Below are 21,677 nucleotides of genomic sequence, written 5' to 3' on the forward strand. Positions count from 1 at the left end.
CACATCCCCGAGGAGGGACCGATGAGCACCCCGCCCAACGGATTCTGGGCCCAGGCCGGCGCCGACCCCGGCCGTACCGTCCTCGTCGGCCCCGGCGGCGAGGAGTGGACGGCGGGCCGGCTGCACGCCGACGTCAACCGGCTCGTGCACGGCCTGCGCGCGGCGGGCCTGGAGCGCGGCGACGCGTTCGCCCTCGTGCTGCCCAACGGCGTCGAGTTCCTGACCGCGTACCTCGCCGCGAGCCAGGCCGGGTTCTATCTCGTCCCCGTCAACCACCATCTGGTGGGCCCGGAGATCGCCTGGATCGTCGCCGACTCGGGCGCGAAGGTCCTGATCGCGCACGAGCGGTTCGCCGACGCCGCGACCTCGGCGGCCGACGAGGCGAAGCTCCCGGGCACGCACCGCTACGCCGTCGGCGACATCCCGGGATTCCGCCCGTACGCCCAACTCGTCGAAGGGCAGCCGGAGTCGGTGCCGGACGACCGCACCCTCGGCTGGGTCATGAACTACACGTCCGGCACCACCGGACGGCCCCGCGGTATCCGCCGCCCGCTCCCGGGCAAGCCGCCCGAGGAGTCCTATCTGGGCGGCTTCCTCGGCATCTTCGGCATCAAGCCCTTCGACGACAACGTCCACCTGGTGTGCTCGCCGCTGTACCACACGGCCGTGCTCCAGTTCGCGGGCGCGGCCCTGCACATCGGCCATCCCCTCGTCCTCATGGACAAGTGGGCGCCCGAGGAGATGCTGCGCCTCATCGACGAGCACGCGTGCACGCACACCCACATGGTCCCCACCCAGTTCCACCGCCTGCTCGCCCTGCCCGAGGGGGTCCGCGCGGCGTACGACGTGTCGTCGATGCGGCACGCCATCCACGGGGCGGCGCCCTGCCCCGACCATGTGAAGCGGGCGATGATCGAGTGGTGGGGGGCGTGCGTGGAGGAGTACTACGCGGCCAGCGAGGGAGGCGGTGCCTTCGCCACCGCGGCGGACTGGCTGAAGAAGCCCGGGACCGTCGGAAAGGCCTGGCCCATCAGCGAGTTGGCGGTCTTCGACGACGACGGGAACAGGCTGCCGCCCGGCGAGCTGGGAACCGTCTACATGAAGATGAGCACCGGCGGCTTCTCGTACCACAAGGACGAGTTGAAGACGCGCAAGAACCGCATCGGCGACTTCTTCACCGTCGGCGACCTCGGCTACCTGGACGAGGACGGCTATCTCTTCCTGCGCGACCGCAAGATCGACATGATCATCTCGGGCGGCGTCAACATCTATCCGGCGGAGATCGAGTCCGCGCTGCTCACCCACCCCGCCGTCGCCGACGCCGCCGCGTTCGGCATCCCGCACGACGACTGGGGCGAGGAGGTCAAGGCCGTCGTCGAGCCCGCCGAGGGGCACCCGGCGGACGAGGCGCTCGCCGCCGACATCCTGCGCCACTGCGAGCGTCAACTCGCGGCCTACAAGCGGCCGAAGAGCGTCGACTTCATCGCGTCCATGCCCCGGGACCCCAACGGCAAGCTGTACAAGCGCCGGCTGCGGGAGCCGTACTGGGAAGGGCGGGAGCGGGCGGTCTGAGACCGCCGCGCACCCGCCCCTGCGGGCGTCAGCGCCCGCGGACCTTCACCACTTTCAGGCCGGGCGCGCTGCGGATGTCCTTCTCGCAGAAGCGTGACGTCACCCAGCGCTCCTCGGAGTAGAGCCGCGTCTGGTCCCTGTAGTGCGGCGAGTTGGGGTTCGACGACTGCGAGTACGACAGCAGCGTACGGGCCTTGGGGCAGGATGAGTCGTCCCAGCCGACGGCCTGGATGTGGCTGGATCCGTGCGCCACCTCCGTGTAGCCGCCACCCGGTGCGTTCCACCGCGGCTCGATCTTGTTCCAGACGCCGAGGGACTCGGTGCCGCCGTGGATCGGCAGCCGCTTTCCGTTCCGTACGACGAACTGGTGGTCCCCGAGCCGGGAGTCGAGCGGGATCCTCGCCGCCGTCAGCTCCGCCACCGTGTCGGCGAGCGCTGTCGCGAAGCCGGGCACGCCGGTGTCGAGGGTGTTCGGGGTGCGCACCGGATCGGCGGCGGAGAAGGGCACCTTCCACAGCTGGGCGCCCGGCACCTTCGCTGTCAGGGCGCGCCAGAACCGGTCGAAGAGCAGCGCGCCTCTGCTCGACGTGTCCATGGTGCGGTCCCAGGACTTGATCACCCGGCAGGCCTCGGCCACGTCGACGGCCTTGCCGTCGGTGGTCCGCGCGGCCCCGGGCGGCAGCGCGGCGCAGGCGCGCGCCACGTCGGCGGCGGCCAGGTCGCCGGTCGGCGCGCGGTTCGAGAACTGCTGGCGCTGGAGGTCCCTGACCGTCAGGCCGCCGCGCCCGGCCATCGCCGCGACGTCCTCGACGGCGCCGCGGGTGCGCATCGAGCGCTGGGTGCCGATGGTGCCGAAGACCCGCTCGTACCCGGTCAGCGGCCGGTCGGCGTTGCTCAGCCAGGCGCTGTCGTTGGAGTTCTCGGCGTACGGGGCGTTCACCAGGGTCGGCATCCGCGACGGGCCGAAGGTGCCCGGCTGGATCGCGTCCTTGTCCTTGCCGAGGGCGCACTGCGAGCGGGACCCGTCGAGGACGGCGACGCCCGCCGCCGGGTAGGTGGCCTTGCCGAGGGCGGTGGAGCAGCGCCCGACGAGGTCGTCGGTGAGCCGGGGCAGGACCTGCGACTGCGTGTACAGGGAGTTGCCGTGCCGGTCGGCGGCGACGGTGTTGACCCACGGCAGGCCCTGGGTGGAGCGCAGCGCGCGCTGGATGCCATGGGTCGAACGGGCCTGCCCGAAGCGGAGGTCGGCCTCGCCGACGCGCAGGTTGCGGGAGTTGGGGTCGTTGAGGGCGTACGCCGTCGTCTTCGTCCACGGCAGCGGAAGCTGGCCGCCGAGGGAGGTCACGACCGGGCCGAAGCGGGTCCAGTACTGGGTGCGGGTCACCGGGGGGCCGTCCTTCACCGGCACGGTCACGGTCCGCCGCGTCATCCGCTCGCGCTTGCCGTCCACGAGGTACGCGGTCGGGTCGGCGGGGTCCAGGGTCAGCTCGTGCACGTTGAAGGGGACGCCCGTCGCGACGGTGTGGCTCCACGCCACCTGGCCGTTGAAGCCGATGTTGATCACGGGGGTGCCGATGAGGGAGCCGCCCGACACGTTCAGCTCGCCGGGGATGGTCTGCTGCGACTGCCAGAAGCGCCGGGCGCCGTGCCAGGGGTAGTGCGGGTTGCCGAGGAGCAGGCCGCGGCCGTTGGCCGTGGTGCTGCCGTGGAAGGCGACGGCGTTGGAGCCCATGTCGGCGTTGCCGTCGGGGGAGACGAGGTCACGCGCCGCGGCGGCGGCCCGGCGGGGGTCCGGGGCCCGGCGGGTGGTGTCCGCGGCCGGCGGCGTGGCCCCGATGATGCCGTCGACGCCGCGGCCCTCGCCGCCGAGCACCGCCGCCGCGTAGGTGAGCCGCACTTGGTCGAGGGTGGTCGCCGGGCGCACCCAGTCGGCCTTCGCACACGCCGGGTCCGTGATCCGGTTCTGCTTGAGCCAGGCGTTGTAGCCCGCGGCGAACCCGCGCGCCAGCTCCTTGCTCTCCCGGCTCATGCCGAGCGGCGCGGACTGCTTGAACAGCCGCTCCACGGTGCCCTCTTGGCGTACGCCGCGGAAGTACTGGTCGCTCGCGAGATTCGTGGTGGCCGACGACAGCTCGCCGCCGGGGTCGCCGTCGGCGCCGAAGTAACGGGACCGCTCACCGCGCACGGTGGCGTACCCCTCGGCGAGCGTGCACACCTGGTCCGCGGCCTGGGCCCAGCCGGTGCCGAAGCCGAGGTCGGCGTAGTCGTCGGCGCGGATGTGCGGGATGCCGTACTCGGTGTAGCGGATCGTGGCGGACAGGCCGCCGCCGGACGGGCCGGCGTCGGGGGAGCGGTCGTCGTCGCGCGCGGACGCCATGGGCGAGAGCAGGGCCGAGGCGGTGAGGAGCGCGGCGCCCAGCGCCACGGCGGGTCTCGTGCGGATGCGCATCAAGCCTCCCAACTGGTCTCAGAGCGGTGGACGTTGGAGCGTACCAAGCGGTATGTATCTTGTCCCGAGCGCCTGACGTGGGGCGACGGTGCCTGACGTGAAGTCGACGCGCGGCGCGGGACCCTTGACCACCGGACCGGACCGCCCGCAGGATCACGCCCATGACGGGTGAGAGCGGCAGGGCGACAGCGGGCGACGGCACGGCCACCGCGGCGGCGCGCGGCAGCACGGTCGACGGCGTCCTCAGGCGCAGCGCGCGCCGGACACCGGCCCGCACCGCACTGCGCTACGGCGACCGCGCCTGGACGTACGCCGAACTCGACGACGCCGTCTCCCGCGCGGCCGCCGTCCTGCGCGCCACCGGCCTCGACCGGGGCGACCGCGTCGGCGCCTACGCCCACAACTCGGACGCGTACCTCATCGGCTTCCTGGCCTGCGCCCGAGCGGGCCTCGTCCACGTCCCGGTCAACCAGAACCTCACCGGCGACGACCTCGCGTACATCGTCCGGCAGTCCGGCAGCACCCTCGTCCTCGCGGACCCCGACCTCGCGGGGCGCCTCCCCGACGGCGTGGCCGTCCTGCCGCTCAGGGACGCCGACGACGCGCTCCTCGCCCGCCTCGCGACCACCGCGCCCTACGACGGCCCCGCACCGGACGCCGAGGACCTCGTGCAGCTCCTGTACACCTCGGGCACCACGGCCGCCCCCAAGGGCGCCATGCTCACCCACCGGGCCCTCGTCCACGAGTACATGAGCGCCGTGCACGCCCTGGACCTCAAGGAGTCCGACCGGCCGGTGCACTCCCTGCCGCTGTACCACTCGGCCCAGATGCACGTGTTCCTGCTGCCCTACCTGGCGGTCGGCGCCGAGAACACGATCCTCGACGCGCCCGACGCCGTGCGGATCTTCGACCTGGTGGCGGCGGGCCGCGCCGACAGCCTGTTCGCGCCGCCCACCGTGTGGATCGGCCTCTCGCAGCACGCCGAGTTCGCGACGCGCGACCTGAGCGCCCTGCGCAAGGCCTACTACGGCGCGTCGATCATGCCGGTGCCGGTCCTGGAACGGCTGCGCGCACGCCTGCCCGGCCTCGCCTTCTACAACTGCTTCGGGCAGAGCGAGATCGGCCCGCTCGCCACCGTGCTCGGCCCGGACGAGCACGAGGGCCGCATGGACTCCTGCGGGCGGCCCGTCCTGTTCGTCGAGGCACGGGTCGTCGACGAGGCGGGCAAGGAGGTGCCCGACGGCACCCGGGGCGAAGTGGTCTACCGCTCGCCGCAGTTGTGCGAGGGCTACTGGGACAAGCCGGAGGAGACCGCGGAGGCGTTCCGGGACGGCTGGTTCCACTCCGGCGACCTCGCGGTGCGGGACCCGGAGGGCTACTTCACGGTCGTCGACCGGGTGAAGGACGTCATCAACTCCGGCGGGGTCCTGGTCGCCTCGCGCCAGGTCGAGGACGCGCTCTACACCCACCCGGCCGTCGCCGAGACCGCCGTCGTCGGCCTGCCCGACGAGCGCTGGATCGAGGCCGTCACCGCCGTCGTCGTACGCGGCGGCGAGGTCAGTGAGGCCGAACTGATCGCCCACGCCCGCGAACGCCTCGCGCACTTCAAGGCGCCCAAGCGCGTGGTGTTCGTGGACGCGCTGCCGCGCAACGCCAGCGGGAAGATCCTCAAGAGGGAGCTGCGGGACAGCCTCGGCTCGGAGTGACCGGGGGCCGTCGGGCGGCGGCGAGGAGTGGTGAGGGCCGTCGGGCGGCGGAGCCCGCTGACGGGGCTCCCGTGTCACGCCGTGCCCGCGTCGGGACCGTGGGCGGGCTGTTCGGGCAGCCAGTCCCTGGCGGGGTCGTACTCCAGCCACCGGCTCCGCCCCGCCTCCCCGGCACACGCGGCGGCGAGTCCGTCGAGGCCGGGGTGGGTGTTCCCGGTGCGCCACAGCAGGGACCACGCGTACAGCGGCGTGGGGTCGACCAGCGGGACGGAGCGCAGGCCGGGGACGTCCGGCAGGGGCACGTCGGCGGGCAGCAGGGAGAAGCGGCGCGGGTGAGCCGCCACCTCGGCGAGGAAGTGGGCGAGGCCCAGATTGACGCCGACGGCCCGCTCCCGGACGTCGAAGCGGTCGGCGAACCGGCGCAGGAAGTCCAGCCGGTCCAGGGCGCCGGGGGCCCACAGCACGCTGTCGCGCAGCTGACCGGGGCGCAGTGCCGGCTCGGCGGCGAGCGGATGGTCCGCGCTCAGGACGGCGTCGACGGGTTCGAGGCGGACCAGGCGGTGTGTCAGCTCGGCGGGCAGCGGCGGGTGGACCCGGCCGAAGGCCGCGTCGATGTCGCCGTGCAGGAGTGCGCCGAGCACCGTCGGCAGATCGCGCCCGTGGCCGAGCTCCAGCTCCTCGGTCCGTCCGGCGACGTGGGCCAGCGTCCGCATCGGCGCGTAGAGATGGCCCCAGACGTCGACGCGCAGCGGGCTGTCCTGCCGCGCCATCGCGGCCACCGCGTCGTCGGCGGCGCCGAGGGCCCGCCGCGCCGGTTCGAGGAAGCCGTGCCCCGCCTCGGTGAGCGCCACGCCGTGGCCGAGGCGCGCGAAGAGCTGCGCGCCGAGCAGCGACTCCAGCCGTCCGATCCGTTTGGACAGGGCCTGTTGCGTGATCGCCAGCTTCGCCGCGGCCCGTCCGAAGTGCAGCTCCTGGGCGGCGTGCACGAACGCACGCACCTGCGCCATGTCCAGATCCACGCCCATCACCATAGGTGACAACCGATGGTTGTCGGACTTTCCGGTCCGTTGTTGGATCACCGGGCGGCCGGCGGGATTGCATCGTCGGCATGCGAAGACTGATTCCCACGGGGGAGGCGGCGCGTCCGGTGGAGTTCACCGACGTCCCCCAGCCCGCACCGCAGGCCCATGAGGCACTGATCAAGGTCGAGGCGTTCGCGCCCAACCGGGGCGAGACATTCCTCCTGGAACGCCCCGGCCCCGGACCGCTGCCCGGCAAGGACATCGCGGGGCTCGTCGTCCAGGCCGCCGCGGACGGCTCGGGCCCCGGCGTCGGCACCCGCGTGGCCGGGCATCCACCACAGGGCGGCTGGGCCGAGTACGCCGCCGTCCCCACCCACTCCCTCGCCGTGCTCCCGGACGCGATCGACAGCACCCGGGCGGCGGCCCTGCCCCTGGCGGGCATCACCGCGCTGCGCCTGCTGCGCGCGGCGGGCTCCCTGGCCGGCCGCCGGGTGCTCCTGACCGGCGCCTCGGGCGGTGTCGGCCACTACGTCACCGAGCTGGCCGCCGCGGCCGGGGCGGACCTCACCGTGGTGACGGCCACCCCGGAGCGCGGACGGCGGCTCGCCGACCTTGGCGCGGCCGAGGTGGTGCACGAGGTGGCGGCGGCCCAGGGGCCGTTCGACGTCGTCCTGGAGTCCACGGGCGGCCCGGAGCTGCCGACCGCCCTGTCCAAGGTGCGCCCGGGAGGCCTGCTCATCTGGTTCGGCCAGGCGAGCCGCACCCCGGTCAGCCTCGACTTCTTCGACCTCCTCGGCGGACCGGCGGGCGTCACGATCCAGCACTTCCACTACGCGGGCGCCCCCTACGGCCCCGACCTCGCCGCCCTGGTGCGCCTCGTGGAGCAGGGGCGGCTGCACCCCGAGATCGGCCGGGTCGCCGACTGGGACCAGACCGCCGACGTCCTGGTCGACCTGCGGGAGCGCCGCGTACGAGGCAAGGCCGTCCTCACGACGGGAGCCGCCCGATGAGCGCCGCCGCATGCTCCGCCGCCGCGCCCGACGCCGACTTCGCAGGTGCCAAGGCCGCCGCCGGTGATCTCGCTTCCACCGGGGCTGCCGCCGACTTCGCCGCCACGAGGGCCCCCGCCGACTTCGCCGCCGCGAAGGCTGCCGCCGACTTCGCCGCCGCCCAGTGGAGCCGCGCCACCGGAGCGGGCCTCGACCCGCACGAGTACCAGCGCGTCACCGGCGCCCTGGAGTCCGTGGCCGACTGGGGCCCGGCCTTCGACCGTGCCGGACGCGAGCACCTCCGGCGCGCGGCGGACGAGGGCTCCCCGCTGTCGGCGGGGGAGCGGCTGCTGACGGCGGCGCGGTGGTTCCACGTCGCCACGCTGGCTCCGTTCGCCGGGGCCGAGCGGGCCGCGGCCGCGGCGGACGACGCGCTCGGCCGGGCGCTCGCCCTCCTCGAGCCCGATGCCCGGCGCGTGCGCGGCGCGGAGTTCACCGGCTGGCTGCGCGGCCCCGCGGACCCGGCGGGGACCGTGATCGTCGTCCCCGGCCTGGACTCGGCCAAGGAGGAGTTCCTCGACCTCGTCTCCGCGCTCCTGGCCCGCGGCCTCGCGGTGTTCGCGATGGACGGACCCGGGCAGGGCGCGCTCGCCGCCACGACGACCGTGCGCGCCGACTACCACCGGGTCGTCGGCCGGGCCATCGACGCCCTCGGCGCCCCGCGCGTCGCCGTCGTCGGCCTCAGCCTGGGCGGCTACTACGCGGCCGAGACCGCCGCACGGGAGCCGCGCGTGGCCGCCGCCGCGACCGTCAGCGGCCCCTTCCGCCTCGACTGGGACGAACTTCCGGGCCCCGTACGGGACATCCTGACCCGGCGCGCCGGATCGGCCGAGGCCGCCCGCGCGTTCGCCCGGCAGGTGGACCTCTCCGACCTGGCGCCGCGCATCACGGCCCCGCTCCTGACCGTGGACGGCGGCCAGGACGTCATCCCCGGCGTGACGAACGGGCAACCGCTGGCCGGCCTCGCGCCGCACGGCGTCCACCTGTCCGTCCCGCACGGCGACCACCTCCTGGGCAACGCGCGCCCCGACTGGCTGCCCCACGTCGCGGACTGGATCACGCAAGCACTGACAGGGACACCGGCATGAACGACCTCCCCGGCACGCACGGGAGCCCCGGCATGAACCACCTCCCCATAACGCACAGGAGCCCCGGCATGAACCGCTTCACCGGAAAGACCGCCCTCATCACCGGGGGCACCAGCGGCATGGGGCTCGCGACCGCGCGCCGCCTCGTCGCCGAAGGCGCCCACGTCGTCGTCACCGGCCGCACCCGCGCCCGCGTGGACGCGGCCGTCGCGGAACTCGGCCCGAACGCCTCGGGCGCCGTGGCCGACGTCGCCGAGCTCGGCGCGGTGGAGGCGCTGATGGACACGGTCCGGGACCGGCACGGCCGCCTCGACACCCTCTTCGCGAACGCGGGCACCGGCACCTTCCTGCCCTTCGAGGACATCACCGAGGCGGACTTCGACCACGCCGTCGACGTCAATCTCAAGGGCGTGTTCTTCACGGTCCAGAAGGCGCTGCCGCTGCTCGTGGACGGCGGCTCGGTCGTCGTCAACGCGTCCTGGACCCTGCACCGGGGCAACAGCGTCCTCACCCTGTACTCGGCGACCAAGGCCGCCGCGCACAACCTGGCCAGGACCCTCGCCGCGGGGCTCGCCCCGCGCGGCATCCGCGTCAACTCCGTCAGCCCCGGGTACATCGACACCCCCATGTACCCGGCGGCCTCGCTGAGTGCGACGGAAGCGGCGGCGGTGACCGGTCGGATCGTCGCCGGGCGCTTCGGCCGCCCCGAGGAGGTCGCGGCGGCCGTGGCGTTCCTCGCCTCGTCCGACGCGTCCTACGTCAACGGCCAGGACCTGATCGTCGACGGAGGTCTCGTCGGGGCCGTACCCGCCTGACGGCGCTACCGTGGCCCGGAACGCCGAGACGCGAGGGACCCGTACCACCGAATTACCATGAACCGGTGGAAACAGTTCGAACAGCGCTCCCTCGGCCCCGCCGCCGCTCCCTGCACCTCGGCCTCGCGGTGGTCACCGTCACCCTGGGGCTCATCGCTCTGTTCGTGCTTCCCGGCGCCTACGCGCACTCGACGAGCAGCGGCCGCACGGCCACGACCGTGCTCGCCGGGATCTGGCTGCCGACCGCCTTCTACGCGCTGAACCGTGCGTCGGGGACGACCACGCTCACCCCCGAGGGGATGCGGCTCAGGACGGCGGTGAGCCGACGCCTGATCCCGTGGCACACGGTCACCCGCATCGAGGCGGAACGACGTACGGGCCGCGGCGGCCGCTGCTGGTACGTGATCCGCGCGCACCTGGTCCAGGGCCGCCCCGTCGTCCTGCCCGGAGCCCTGTCCGAGCACCAGCAGGACGAGGCGTTCCGGGCCGCCCTGCACACGATCGACCGGTACCGCGCCCGACACTCGCCCCCGGCGGGAGCCCCCCTCACTTCCCCCGCAGATCCACGATCCGCTTGAACTTCCCCACCGAGCGCTCGATCGTCTCGGGGTCCACGACCTCGACGGACACCGAGACGCCGATGCCGTCCTTGACCGCCGACGAGATCTCCCGCGCCGCCGTGACACGCCGCCCGGGCGGGGTGTCCGCGCGGGCCTCCACGCACACCGTGAGGGCGTCCATGCGGCCCTCCTTCGTCAGCCGCAGCTGGAAGTGCGGGGCGAGCCCGGGGGTGCGCAGGACGATCTCCTCGATCTGCGTCGGGAAGAGGTTCACACCGCGCAGGATCACCATGTCGTCGCTGCGCCCGGTGACCTTCTCCATGCGCCGGAACACCCGGGCCGTGCCGGGGAGCAGCCGTGTCAGGTCCCGGGTGCGGTACCGGATGACGGGCAGCGCCTCCTTGGTGAGCGAGGTGAAGACCAGCTCGCCGTGCTCGCCGTCCGGAAGGACCTCGCCGGTGATCGGGTCGACGACCTCCGGATAGAAGTGGTCCTCCCAGATGTGCAGGCCGTCCTTGGTCTCCACGCACTCCTGGGCGACGCCGGGACCGATCACCTCCGAGAGCCCGTATATGTCGACGGCGTCGATCGCGAACCGCTCCTCGATCTCGCGGCGCATCTCCTCCGTCCAAGGCTCCGCGCCGAAGATGCCGACCTGAAGGGAGGTGCTGCGCGGGTCGACGCCCTGGCGCTCGAACTCCTCCAGGAGCGTGAGCATGTACGACGGCGTCACCATGATGATCTCGGGCCGGAAGTCCAGGATGAGCTGCACCTGGCGCGCGGTCATGCCGCCGGACGCGGGGATCACCGTGCAGCCGAGCCGCTCCGCGCCGTAGTGCGCGCCGAGCCCGCCCGTGAAGAGGCCGTACCCGTACGCCACGTGCACCTTCTGCCCCGGCCGCCCGCCCGCGGCCCGGATGGAGCGGGCCACGACGTCCGCCCACATGCTCAGGTCCTGCTCGGTGTAGCCGACGACGGTGGGGCGCCCGGTGGTGCCGCTCGACGCGTGCAGGCGGCGCAGCTCGGACTGCTCGACCGCGAGCATCCCGAAGGGGTAGTTCGCGCGCAGGTCCGCCTTCGTGGTGAACGGGAACCGGGCGAGGTCGGCGAGCGAGTGGCAGTCGTCGGGGCCGAGCCCCGCCGCGTCGAAGGCCGCCCGGTAGAAGGGCACGTTCTCGTAGGCGTGAAGGAGCGTGTCCTGGAGCCGGTCCAGTTGCAGTGCCTCCAGCTCCGCGCGGCCGAGCCGCTCCCCCGCGTCCAGCAGTGCCGGTGTGCGCGCCATCTGGAGTACCCCCGTCCCACGCCGGGCGACCGGCCCTTGGCCGATCTTGTGTCGGGGTCAGTTATTCAAGGTTTCATGGCTTCTGGCAAGGGTTTCGTCCGAGGTGGCATGGGCGGTGTCGCGGCGGACGGGTGGTTCCCGGGACAGGGGTGGTGTTCCGGTTCCCGGGGCGGCGGATCGTGCGGGTGTGGCCGGGGACCGGCGCCGGTCGGCGGACGTGCCGCGCCGGTCCCCGCGGGCTTCAGAAGTCGTCGGCGGTACGCATCCGCTCGCGTATCCACACCCCGGCCGGCTTCAGCGGTGCGGTGCCGGTCCAGGGGCCGCCCTTGTCGCAGGTGCCGGTCTTGAAGACGGCGCCGGAGCGGTTGTCGTCGGAGAAGTTCCAGTTGACCCAGCTGATCTTCCTGGAGGCCATCAGGTCCAGGTACTTCTGCGACATGCCGAAGTCGTTGGCGTCCTCGCCCGCGTAGTTCTGGGTGCCGAACTCCGTGACGAAGACGGGGAGCTTGGCGGAGGCGCGGGAGAGGGTGTCCAGGTACTCGTCGCGGTGCGAGGCGGCGTAGAAGTGGAAGGTGTACATGATGTTGGCGGCCTTCACCGGGTTGTTGACCACCTCGGATTCGTTCGCGCCCTCCGAGACTCCGAACGACGACCAGGCGCGGGTGCCGACGAGCACCGGGGCGTTGGAGTCGATGTTCCTGATCACGGGGATGATCTGCTCGGCGTAGGACTTGATGCGCGACCAGCTCACCCCGCTGGGCTCGTTGGCGATCTCGTACAGGACGTTGCTCTTGCCCTGGTGCCGCTTGGCGATCTCGGTGAAGAACGTCTTGGCCCGGGACAGGTTGGCGTGCGGGTCGCCGGGGCTGAGCATGTGCCAGTCGACGATCACGTACATGCCGCGCGCGGAGGCCTGCTCGATGAGGGAGTGCGCGAGATCGGTGTACTTCTTGGGGTCGGTCTCGTACCCGCCTTCCTGTACGTACGTGGAGACACGCAGGACGTCGGCACCCCAGTCGCCGGACAGGGCGTCGAGCGAGCCGTTGGTCAGACAGTGCGCGTACCACTGGGTGCCGTGGCTGCTCATGCCGCGCAGCTGGATGGCCTTGCCGTTCTTGTTGCAGAGCTTGGTGCCGCACACGGTGAGCTGGCCGTTCGCGGCGACCGGGGTCGGCGCGGCGGCGCGCGGTGCGGAGGGGTCCGACGCGGTCGCGGCGGCCGGTGGGGCGGCGGAGGCGAGGGCGGCGACGAGTGCTGCGGCGAGAGTGGCGGCCAGACGGGCTGGTCTCATGGGGGACTCCAAGCCATTGAAGGTTAGGAACCTTTCCTAACCAAGGAATAGCAAAGAGCGGGTACGCCTCACAAGGTGCATGACAAGGGATCCTTCAGCGGGCTGCATGGCGGGCCAGCCCGCTGAACCGGAGGGGCGGCTTTACGATAGCCGCGTCATCGCGGGTGCCGCCTCGGCGCGCACTCGCTCAACGGCCGCCGTCAGCAAGGGGACTTCTCGTGCGCGTTGCCTCATCCGTCGGACGTCTGCTCGCTGCCGGGGGTGTCGCCGCGGCGCTGCTCGTGGGCGGCGGCACGGCGGTCGCCGCCCCTGCCGCGCCCGACGCGCGGGCCGTCTCCGTGAGCCCGTACGCGCAACTGCGCCCGCTCGCCGACCTCTCCGCGCGGCGCCTCGCCACCGCCGACCTCGTCGCCGCGGCCAAGTACGGCACGGGCAGCCCCATCGACGACCCCGCGCGTGAGCGGCAGGTCCTGGACGCCGTGGCGCGCCAGGCGGAGCAGATCGGCGCGGACCCCGAGGCGACCGTGCGCATCTTCCGGGACCAGATCGAGGCCAACAAGGTCGTGCAGCGCGCCCTGCACCGGCGCTGGGACGCCGACCCCGCGTCGGCCCCGACCGAGCGGCCCGACCTGGCGAAGGTGCGCGAGGAGATCAACCGCGTCAACGGCGAACTGGTCCACGCCGTCGCCGCGTCGGAGCCCGCCCGCACCGCACCGTACTGCCGCGGCCTGCTCGCCGCGAGCACCGCCGTGGTGGTGCACGAGCGGCGCCTGGACGCGCTGCACGCGGGGGCGCTGGTGCGGGCTTCGCGGTCGGTGTGCGGGTGAGGGGCCGGGCGTACGGGGTGTGCGGGTGACCGGCCGCGGCGGCCGCTACGCCCCGGCCGCCACCGTCCGCGCCCAGCGGTAGTCCGCCTTCCCGCTCGGCGAGCGCTGGATGTGGTCGGTGAAGACCACCGCCCGCGGGATCTTGTACCCGGCGAGGTGCGTGCGGCAGTGGCTCTGGAGCGCGGAGAGGTCCAACTGGTCGGCGCCGTCACGGAGTTGCACGACCGCGGCGACCCGGTTGCCCCAGCGTTCGTCCGGCACTCCCGCGACCAGCGCGTCATAGACGTCGGGGTGGGACTTCAGGGCCTGCTCGACCTCCTCCGGGTAGACCTTCTCGCCGCCGGTGTTGATGCACTGGGAGCCGCGGCCGAGCACGGTCACGATGCCGTCCGCGTCGACCGTCGCCATGTCGCCGAGCAGCACCCAGCGTTCGTCGCCGCGCTGGAAGAAGGTCTCGGCGGTCTTGCGGGCGTCGTTGTAGTAGCCGAGCGGCACGTGGCCGCGCTGGGCGATGCGTCCCGGCTCGCCGGGGGCCACCGGGGTGTACGTCGCCGGATCCACCACCTGCGTACGGGAGTTGACCTGGATCCGGAAGCCCTTCTCGGGTCCCGAGTCGTCCGTGGCGGTGCCGTTGAAGCCGGACTCGGACGAGCCGAAGTTGTTGAGGAGCATCACGTTCGGGGCGAGCGCGGCGAACTGGGCGCGGACCGTCTCCGACATGATCGCGCCGGACGAGGAGACGCTGAAGAGGGCGGACAGGTCGGTGCCGCGCAGTGGTCCGTTCAGGGCGTCGATGAGGGGCCGCAGCATCGCGTCGCCCACCAGGGACACGCTGGTGACCTTCTCCTTCGCGATGGTGCGCAGGACATCCTCGGGGCTGAACTTGCGGTGGATGACCAGGCGTTGGCCGAAGTGGAAGCAGATGAACGCGGTGAGCGTGGACGTGCCGTGCATGAGGGGCGGGGTGGGGAAGAAGGTGATGCCGTCACCCCCGGCCGCCACCCGCTCGGCAACCTCCTGCGGGCTCGTCACCGGCTCGCCGGTGGGGGCGCCGCCGCCGAGCCCGGAGAAGAACAGGTCCTCCTGGCGCCACATGACGCCCTTGGGCATGCCCGTGGTGCCCCCGGTGTAGATGATGAACAGGTCGTCCGCCGAGCGCTCGGGGAACCCGCGCCCGGGCGACCCGGACGCCTCCGCCTCCGTGAAAGGCACCGCGTCCGGGCCCGGCGTGCCGGGCGGCGCCTCGCCGACCCGGATCAGATGCCGCAGCTTCTCCGCGCGCGGCAGCGCGGCGGCCACCCGTTCGCCGAACTCCCCGTCGAAGACCAGCGCGGCCAGATCCGCGTCCCGGTAGAGGTACGCCAACTCCTCCTCCACGTACCGGTAGTTGACGTTCACCGGCACGATCCGTGCCTTCAGGCAGGCCAGGACCGTCTGGAGGTACTCGACGCCGTTGTAGAGGTGCAGGCCCAGGTGCTCGCCCGGTTTGACGCCGTGGTCCATCAGATGGTGCGCGATGCGGTTGGCGGCCGCGTCGAGCTCGGCGTAGCTGAGGGCGCGCTCCGCGCCCGTGCCGGGGTGGTCGATGTAGAGCAGCGCCGCGCGGTCCGGCACCACGTCCACGACCGACTCGAACAGGTCGGCAAGGTTGTACTCCACCGCTCCTCCTGACCCCGGCGCCATCGCGTGTGGCGGTCATGAGAGCAGAGGCGCGCACAAGTGGGAAGGGCCCGCGTAGAAGAAAACTGACTACCTGTCAGAAAACCCTTGAACTGCCACCTCCCCTCCTGCAACCTGTTCCAGGTCTGAAGACGGGAGGACGGCTATGGGTGGTACGGAACATCTCTCGGTGCGGCGCGAAGGCGCCACGCTGATACTCACGCTCAACCGGCCGGAGGCCAGGAACGCGCTCTCGCTGCCGATGCTGGTCGGCCTGTACGACGGGTGGCTGGCCGCCGACGAGGACGACGGCGTGCGCTCGGTCGTGCTCACCGGCGCGGGCGGCGCGTTCTGCGCGGGCATGGACCTGAAGGCGCTCGCGGGCGGGCAGATGGTGGGCGAGGAGTACCGGGACCGGCTCAAGGCCGACCCCGACCTGCACTGGAAGGCCATGCTGCGCCAGCACCGGCCCCGCAAACCCGTGCTCGCCGCCGTCGAGGGCGCCTGTGTGGCCGGCGGCACCGAGATCCTCCAGGGCACCGACATCCGCGTCGCGGGGGAGTCCGCGACCTTCGGGCTCTTCGAGGTCAGGCGGGGCCTCTTCCCCATCGGCGGCTCCACGGTGCGCCTCCAGCGCCAGATCCCGCGCACCCACGCCCTGGAGATGCTGCTCACCGGCCGTCCCTACACGGCCGCGGAGGCGGCGGGCGTCGGCCTGATCGGGCATGTCGTACCCGACGGCACCGCCCTGGAGAAGGCCCTCGCCGTCGCCGAGCGGATCAACGCCTGCGGGCCGCTGGCCGTCGAGGCCGTGAAGGCCTCCGTGTACGAGACCGCCGACATGACGGAGGCCGACGGACTCGCGGCCGAACTGGAGCGCGGCTGGCCGGTGTTCGACACCGCCGACGCGAAGGAGGGCGCCCGCGCCTTCGCCGAGAAGCGCCCGCCCGTCTACCGCCGCGCCTGACCCGAGGAGCCACCCCCGTGACCGAAGTCCTCAGCGCCCCCCTCGTCGTCGAGTTCCCCTTCACCCGCTCCCTCGGCCCTGTCCAGTCGGCCTTCCTCACCGGCCTGCGCGAGCGCACCGTGCTCGGCGTGCGCACCGGCGACGGCAAGGTCCTTGTGCCGCCCGTCGAGTACGACCCGGCGACCGCCGAAGAGCTGCGCGACCTCGTCGAGGTCGCCCCCACCGGCACCGTCACCACCTGGGCGTGGAACCACGAGCCCCGCTGCGGCCAGCCCCTCGACACCCCCTTCGCCTGGGTCCTCGTACGCCTCGACGGCGCCGACACGGCCCTGCTGCACGCCCTCGACGCCCCGGGCCCGGACTCCGTGCGCACCGGCCTGCGCGTCCGCGTCCGCTGGGCCGCCGAACGCACCGGCGCCATCACGGACATCGCCTGCTTCGAGCCGTACGAAGGTGAAGTGACGGAACCTCAAGCCGCGCCGCACGAGGGTGAGTTCGCGGGCGAGGCCGTCACCGGGATCGTCGCGCACGCCCGGCTCGACTACACCTACAGCCCCGGCCGCGCCCAGTCCCAGTACATCCACGCCCTGTCCGGACGCAAGGTCGTGGGTGAGCGCTGCCCGTCCTGCCGCAAGGTGTACGTGCCGCCGCGCGGGGCCTGCCCCACCTGCGGCGTCGCGACCACCGAGCAGGTGGAGGTCGGACCGCGCGGGACCGTCACCACCTTCTGCATCGTCAACATCAAGGCGAAGAACCTCGACATCGAAGTGCCCTACGTCTACGCGCACATCGCCCTCGACGGCGCCGACCTCGCCCTGCACGCCAGGATCGCGGGCATCCCCTACGACCAGGTCCGGATGGGCCTGCGCGTCGAGCCGGTGTGGGACGACTCCTCGAAGGACAGCCGCTACCCCGACCACTACCGGCCCACCGGCGAGCCCGACGCGGACTACGACACGTACAAGGAGCTGATCTAGATGGCGCCCGCCGCGCACGGGGCACGGGACGTCGCGATCGTCGCCTTCGGGCAGAGCGACCACCGGCGCAGCACCGACGAGCTGTCCGAGGTCGAGCTGCTCATGCCCGTCCTGCACGAGGTCCTCGCCGCCACCGGCCTGAAGACCGGCGACATCGGCTTCACCTGCTCCGGCTCGTCCGACTACCTCGCCGGGCGCGCCTTCTCCTTCACCATGGCCCTCGACGGCGTCGGCGCCTGGCCGCCGATCTCCGAGTCGCACGTGGAGATGGACGGTGCCTGGGCGCTGTACGAGGCGTGGGTGAAGCTCCAGACCGGCGAGTGCGACACCGCGCTCGTCTACTCCTACGGCAAGTCGTCGCCGGGGTCGGTGCGCGACGTCCTGACCCGCCAGCTCGACCCGTACTACGTGGCGCCGCTGTGGCCGGACTCCGTCGCGCTCGCCGCCCTCCAGGCGCGGGCGCTGATCGACGCGGGCGACACGGACGAGCCCGCCCTGGCCGGGGTCGCGGCCCGCAGCCGCACCGCCGCGCGCACCAACCCCCATGCCCAGCTGCGGGGTTCGGTGCCGCACGGCGACTACGTCGTGCGCCCCCTGCGCACCGGCGACTGCCCGCCGGTCGGCGACGGGGCCGCCGCCGTCGTGCTCGCCGCGGGGGAGCGGGCCCGGGAGCTGTGCGAGCGGCCCGCGTGGATCCGCGGCATCGACCACCGCATCGAGGCGCACAGCCTCGGCGTGCGCGACCTCACGGACTCGGCCTCCACGCGGCTCGCCGCCGAGCGGGCCGGCGCCTTCGAACGGCCCGTCGACACCGCCGAGTTGCATGCGCCGTTCACCTCGCAGGAGGTCGTCCTGCGCAAGGCGCTGCGCCTGGACGAGCGGGTGACGGTCAACCCGTCGGGCGGCGCCCTCGCCGCCAACCCGGTCATGGCCGCCGGTCTCATCCGGCTCGGCGAGGCCGCGGCCCGCATCCACCGCGGCGCGTCCGAGCGCGCCCTCGCCCACGCCACCTCGGGCCCCTGTCTGCAACAGAACCTGGTCGCCGTCCTGGAAGGAGACCCGCGATGAGCGGCGTGGCAGCGAGCACGAGGGTGGCCAAGGAACCCGTGGCCGTCGTCGGGATCGGGCAGACCAAGCACGTCGCCGCGCGCCGGGACGTATCGATCGCGGGCCTGGTCCGCGAGGCCGCGCAACGCGCCCTCCTCGACGCGGAGTTGACCTGGGCCGACATCGACGCCGTCGTCATCGGCAAGGCGCCCGACTTCTTCGAGGGCGTGATGATGCCCGAGCTGTACCTCGCCGACGCGCTCGGCGCCGTCGGCAAGCCCATGCTGCGCGTCCACACCGCGGGCTCCGTCGGCGGCTCCACCGCGCTCGTCGCCGCGAACCTCGTCGCGGGCCGCGTCCACGGCACCGTCCTCACCCTGGCCTTCGAGAAACAGTCGGAGTCCAACGCGATGTGGGGCCTCTCGCTGCCCGTGCCGTTCCAGCAGCCGCTGCTCGCGGGCGCGGGCGGCTTCTTCGCGCCGCACATCCGCGCGTACATGCGGCGCACCGGCGCCCCTGACACGATCGGCTCGCTCGTCGCGTACAAGGACCGGCGCAACGCCCTCAAGAACCCCTACGCCCACCTGCACGAGCACGACATCACCCTGGAGAAGGTGCAGTCGGCGCCGATGCTCTGGGACCCCGTCCGCTACTCCGAGACCTGCCCCTCCTCCGACGGCGCCTGCGCGATGGTCCTCACCGACCGGGCGGGCGCGGCCCGGGCGCCGCGGCCGCCCGCCTGGATGCACGGCGGCGCGATGCGCAGCGAGCCCACCATGTTCGCCGGCAAGGACTTCGTGTCGCCCCGGGCCGGGAAGGACTGCGCGGCCGACGTCTACCGGCAGGCGGGCGTCACCGACCCGCGCCGGGAGATCGACGCGGTCGAGATGTACGTGCCGTTCTCCTGGTACGAGCCGATGTGGCTGGAGAACCTGGGGTTCGCGGCGGAGGGCGAGGGCTGGAAGCTCACCGAGTCCGGCGTGACGGAACTGGACGGTGACCTTCCGGTGAACATGTCGGGCGGCGTCCTGTCCACCAACCCCATCGGGGCGTCCGGGATGATCCGCTTCGCGGAGGCCGCGCTCCAGGTGCGGGGACAGGCCGGTGCGCACCAAGTGCCCGGTGCGCGCAGGGCACTTGGGCACGCCTATGGAGGGGGATCGCAGTTCTTCGCCATGTGGTTGGTCGGCTCGGAGCCGCCCACGACGTGACACGCGCTCCCGGCGGGCGTGATTCCGCCCGTTTTCATGGCCTGTGCCGCGGCCTGTGCTGCGCCGGAGGTGAAAGCTAGGCTGGCGGGCGGACGACGCATCGGGAGGAGCACGGACGTGGCCGACAGCACCATCACCCAGCAGCATCCGCTCGCGGGTTGGGACAAGCCGGACCTCGACCTCAGCAGCGCCGAATGGCGGTCGAGCAGCGAGGGTCGCGGCGACGTGGAGATCGCCTTCGTCGAGGGGTTCATCGCGATGCGCAACGGCGGCCGGCCGGAGAGCCCGTCCCTGATCTTCACGCCCGCCGAGTGGGGCGCGTTCGTGCACGGCGCCCGTGAGGGACGGTTCGACCTGACGTAGGCCGCGCGTCGGCGCGCGTGCGCCGTGACGGCCGGTGGCCCCGGACTCCCGTACGGCGGGGGCCGGGGCCACCGCGGTTCGCCAGGGGGTCAGGGCGTCCCGGCGGCGGGCGCGGTCAGGTCGTCCTCGCCCTCGACGAAGGTGCCGAGCACCTCGATGTCCCCGATCCGCCCCGGCTCCACCTCCCTCGGGTCCTCGCCGAGCACGACCAGGTCGGCGCGCTTGCCGGGCGTGATGCTGCCCGCGCTGTCCTCCCAGTGGCAGGCGTACGCGGCGTCGATCGTGTACGCGCGCAGCGCCGCGTCCACGTCGACGGCCTCGGCCGGGCCGATGGCCCGCCCCGAGGCGGAGGCCCGCTCGACCATGAACTGGATGGCCCGCAGCGGCGCCCCGTCGGCCACGGGCCGGTCCGAACTGCCCACCAGGCGCACCCCGTGGTCGAGGAAGCCCCGGCCCCGGTACATCCACGGCGCCCGCTCCGCGCCCATGATCGTGGCGTAGTCGTCGCCGAAGTACCGCAGGAAGCTGGGCTGGACGACGGCCGTGACGCCGAGCTCGGCGAACCGGCGCAGCTGGTCCGGGCGCACCAGGCCCGCGTGCTCCACGCGGTGGCGGGCGTCGGGGCGTGGCCGGGAGCGCTGGGCCGCCTCGATGCCGTCGAGGGCCACGTCGACCGCGCGGTCCCCGATCGCGTGCACGGCGAGCTGCCAGCCCGCGCGGTGGCCCGCCACGATGGTGTCCTTGAGCAGGTCGGGGGCCATCTGGAGCTGGCCGTTGAACTCGCTGCCCACATAGGGGTCGGTGAGCGCGGCCGTGCGCGCCATCATGCCGCCGTCGGTGAACACCTTCAGGGCGCCGAGGGAGAGCCCGCCGTCTCCGAAGCCCGTGCGCAGGCCGAGCCCGAAGGCGCGGGTCGTGGTGTCCTCGCGCGCCGCCTCGACCGGGCGCAGCGCGTCCGCGGCCACCATCAGCTGCACCCGCACCGGCAACCGGCCCGACTCGTGGGCGAGTTGGTAGGCCGCGGCCTCGATGGGGCTGTGCGCGAACAGCTCGCTGCCGATGCCCGCCTCCGCGACCGCCGTCACGCCCTCCGAGCGGCACTGGCGGGCCGCGTGCTCGATGGCGTCGGCCAGCTCGCCGAGCGCGTGCGGCGGGCGCAGCCGCAGCACGGCGCCCATGTCCTCCTCCGCGAGGAACCCGTCGGAGCCCGCGACGTGCGCCGGGAGCAGGTCCAGGATCGCCGTGTTGACCAGGCACGCGTGCCCCGAGATGTGCCCCAGGTACACCTTGCGCCCGGCGCTCACCGCGTCGAGTTCCTTGGCGGTCAGGGGCCGGTCCAGCTCGCGCTGGTCGTAGCCGGCCAGGGTGACCCAGCCGTCGCCGGGGGCCGCGGCGACGGCGTCGGCCACCACCTTGAGGACGTCGTCGACCCGGGTGCTCGGCGCCACGCTCGGCGCCTTGGCCTTCAGGCCCGCCCAGACGAGGTGGACGTGGCTGTCGATGAAGCCGGGGAGCACGGTCGCGCCGCCGAGGTCGAGGACGCGGCGGGCCGGGAGGTCCGCCACATCGGAGTCGAGCCCCACGATCCGCCCCCGCCAGATGCCGAGTTGGCGGGCGGTGGGACGGTCCGGGTCCATCGTGACGACGCGGGCGTTGGTGATCCTGGTGCAGAGCACGAACAGATCCCTTCGAGGCAGCGGAGTGTCGGGTCCGGTCTTCGTCCGTACGGGATTCCGACGGGCTATTGTTCTATTGTTAGGTGAGGCTAGCCTAAGTTGCTTTGGTGGTGAGT

General features: G+C 73.0%; 18 protein-coding genes. 12 read left to right on the forward strand and 6 right to left on the reverse strand.

Annotation, left to right across the window (positions count from 1 at the left end; all coding sequences use genetic code 11):
- Positions 1–21: 21 nt before the first annotated feature.
- On the forward strand, positions 22–1,572 hold the full coding sequence (locus OO63_RS13335) for an acyl-CoA synthetase (RefSeq protein WP_030357457.1): 1,551 nt from the start codon (positions 22–24) through the stop codon (positions 1,570–1,572).
- Positions 1,573–1,600: 28 nt separating this feature from the next.
- On the opposite strand, the gene OO63_RS13340 is transcribed toward OO63_RS13335, so the two are convergent.
- Positions 1,601–4,021: an acylase gene (locus OO63_RS13340; protein WP_030357456.1), complete on the reverse strand. Its 2,421-nt coding sequence runs from the start codon at positions 4,019–4,021 to the stop codon at positions 1,601–1,603.
- A gap of 161 nt (positions 4,022–4,182) precedes the next feature.
- Between OO63_RS13340 and OO63_RS13345 the strand changes: the two genes are divergently transcribed.
- Positions 4,183–5,727, forward strand: a complete 1,545-nt coding sequence (locus tag OO63_RS13345) for an acyl-CoA synthetase (RefSeq protein ID WP_051810827.1) — start codon at positions 4,183–4,185, stop codon at positions 5,725–5,727.
- Positions 5,728–5,801: 74 nt separating this feature from the next.
- Here the strand turns inward: OO63_RS13345 and OO63_RS13350 are convergent, their stop codons facing one another.
- Positions 5,802–6,746 (reverse strand): LysR family transcriptional regulator, encoded by a 945-nt coding sequence (locus OO63_RS13350; protein ID WP_030357454.1) that lies wholly within the window; start codon positions 6,744–6,746, stop codon positions 5,802–5,804.
- An 89-nt stretch (positions 6,747–6,835) separates the two neighbouring features.
- On the opposite strand from OO63_RS13350, the gene OO63_RS13355 reads away from it, so the two are divergent.
- The 4 genes from OO63_RS13355 to OO63_RS13370 all read left to right on the forward strand — a co-directional run bounded on the left by OO63_RS13355 (position 6,836) and on the right by OO63_RS13370 (position 10,279).
- Positions 6,836–7,759: a zinc-binding dehydrogenase gene (locus OO63_RS13355; RefSeq protein WP_030357453.1), complete on the forward strand. Its 924-nt coding sequence runs from the start codon at positions 6,836–6,838 to the stop codon at positions 7,757–7,759.
- Positions 7,756–8,886, forward strand: coding sequence for an alpha/beta hydrolase family protein (locus OO63_RS13360; protein ID WP_078619111.1), 1,131 nt, complete (start codon positions 7,756–7,758; stop codon positions 8,884–8,886). Before OO63_RS13355 ends, OO63_RS13360 begins: the two co-directional genes overlap by 4 nt.
- A 68-nt stretch (positions 8,887–8,954) precedes the next feature.
- Positions 8,955–9,701, forward strand: a complete 747-nt coding sequence (locus tag OO63_RS13365; protein WP_030357451.1) for an SDR family NAD(P)-dependent oxidoreductase — start codon at positions 8,955–8,957, stop codon at positions 9,699–9,701.
- A gap of 65 nt (positions 9,702–9,766) precedes the next feature.
- Complete coding sequence (locus OO63_RS13370) at positions 9,767–10,279, forward strand: PH domain-containing protein (RefSeq protein ID WP_125262989.1); 513 nt, start codon at positions 9,767–9,769, stop codon at positions 10,277–10,279.
- Here OO63_RS13370 and paaK read toward each other — a convergent pair.
- Together paaK and OO63_RS13380 are read right to left on the reverse strand one after the other, a co-directional pair.
- Positions 10,248–11,543 (reverse strand): phenylacetate--CoA ligase PaaK, encoded by a 1,296-nt coding sequence (paaK, locus tag OO63_RS13375; RefSeq protein WP_030357449.1) that lies wholly within the window; start codon positions 11,541–11,543, stop codon positions 10,248–10,250. The two genes, OO63_RS13370 and paaK, sit on opposite strands and share 32 nt — an antisense overlap.
- Positions 11,544–11,784: 241 nt before the next feature.
- A complete protein-coding gene (locus tag OO63_RS13380) occupies positions 11,785–12,834 on the reverse strand; it encodes a glycoside hydrolase family 5 protein (RefSeq protein ID WP_030357448.1) in 1,050 nt (349 codons plus the stop codon).
- A gap of 218 nt (positions 12,835–13,052) precedes the next feature.
- On the opposite strand from OO63_RS13380, the gene OO63_RS13385 reads away from it, so the two are divergent.
- Positions 13,053–13,661: a chorismate mutase gene (locus tag OO63_RS13385; protein WP_030357447.1), complete on the forward strand. Its 609-nt coding sequence runs from the start codon at positions 13,053–13,055 to the stop codon at positions 13,659–13,661.
- Between the two features lie 45 nt (positions 13,662–13,706).
- Here the strand turns inward: OO63_RS13385 and OO63_RS13390 are convergent, their stop codons facing one another.
- Positions 13,707–15,320, reverse strand: a complete 1,614-nt coding sequence (locus OO63_RS13390) for an acyl-CoA synthetase (protein ID WP_030357446.1) — start codon at positions 15,318–15,320, stop codon at positions 13,707–13,709.
- Positions 15,321–15,486: 166 nt separating this feature from the next.
- Between OO63_RS13390 and OO63_RS13395 the strand changes: the two genes are divergently transcribed.
- The 5 genes from OO63_RS13395 (at position 15,487) to OO63_RS13415 (ending at position 19,885) form a co-directional block, all read left to right on the forward strand.
- A complete protein-coding gene (locus OO63_RS13395) occupies positions 15,487–16,287 on the forward strand; it encodes a crotonase/enoyl-CoA hydratase family protein (protein ID WP_030357445.1) in 801 nt (266 codons plus the stop codon).
- A gap of 17 nt (positions 16,288–16,304) precedes the next feature.
- A complete protein-coding gene (locus OO63_RS13400; protein WP_030357444.1) occupies positions 16,305–17,264 on the forward strand; it encodes a Zn-ribbon domain-containing OB-fold protein in 960 nt (319 codons plus the stop codon).
- Positions 17,265–18,332 carry a thiolase domain-containing protein gene (locus OO63_RS13405; RefSeq protein WP_030357443.1) on the forward strand — a complete coding sequence of 356 codons (1,068 nt, stop codon included), beginning with the start codon at positions 17,265–17,267 and terminating at the stop codon, positions 18,330–18,332.
- 23 nt (positions 18,333–18,355) lie between these two features.
- A complete protein-coding gene (locus tag OO63_RS13410) occupies positions 18,356–19,522 on the forward strand; it encodes a thiolase domain-containing protein (RefSeq protein WP_030357442.1) in 1,167 nt (388 codons plus the stop codon).
- Positions 19,523–19,639: 117 nt separating this feature from the next.
- Complete coding sequence (locus tag OO63_RS13415; RefSeq protein WP_030357441.1) at positions 19,640–19,885, forward strand: DUF397 domain-containing protein; 246 nt, start codon at positions 19,640–19,642, stop codon at positions 19,883–19,885.
- A gap of 89 nt (positions 19,886–19,974) precedes the next feature.
- Here the strand turns inward: OO63_RS13415 and OO63_RS13420 are convergent, their stop codons facing one another.
- Positions 19,975–21,561 carry an amidohydrolase gene (locus tag OO63_RS13420; RefSeq protein WP_030357440.1) on the reverse strand — a complete coding sequence of 529 codons (1,587 nt, stop codon included), beginning with the start codon at positions 21,559–21,561 and terminating at the stop codon, positions 19,975–19,977.
- Positions 21,562–21,677 lie beyond the last annotated feature (116 nt).

The organism is Streptomyces alboflavus (assembly GCF_000716675.1).
Lineage (GTDB): Bacteria > Actinomycetota > Actinomycetes > Streptomycetales > Streptomycetaceae > Streptomyces > Streptomyces alboflavus.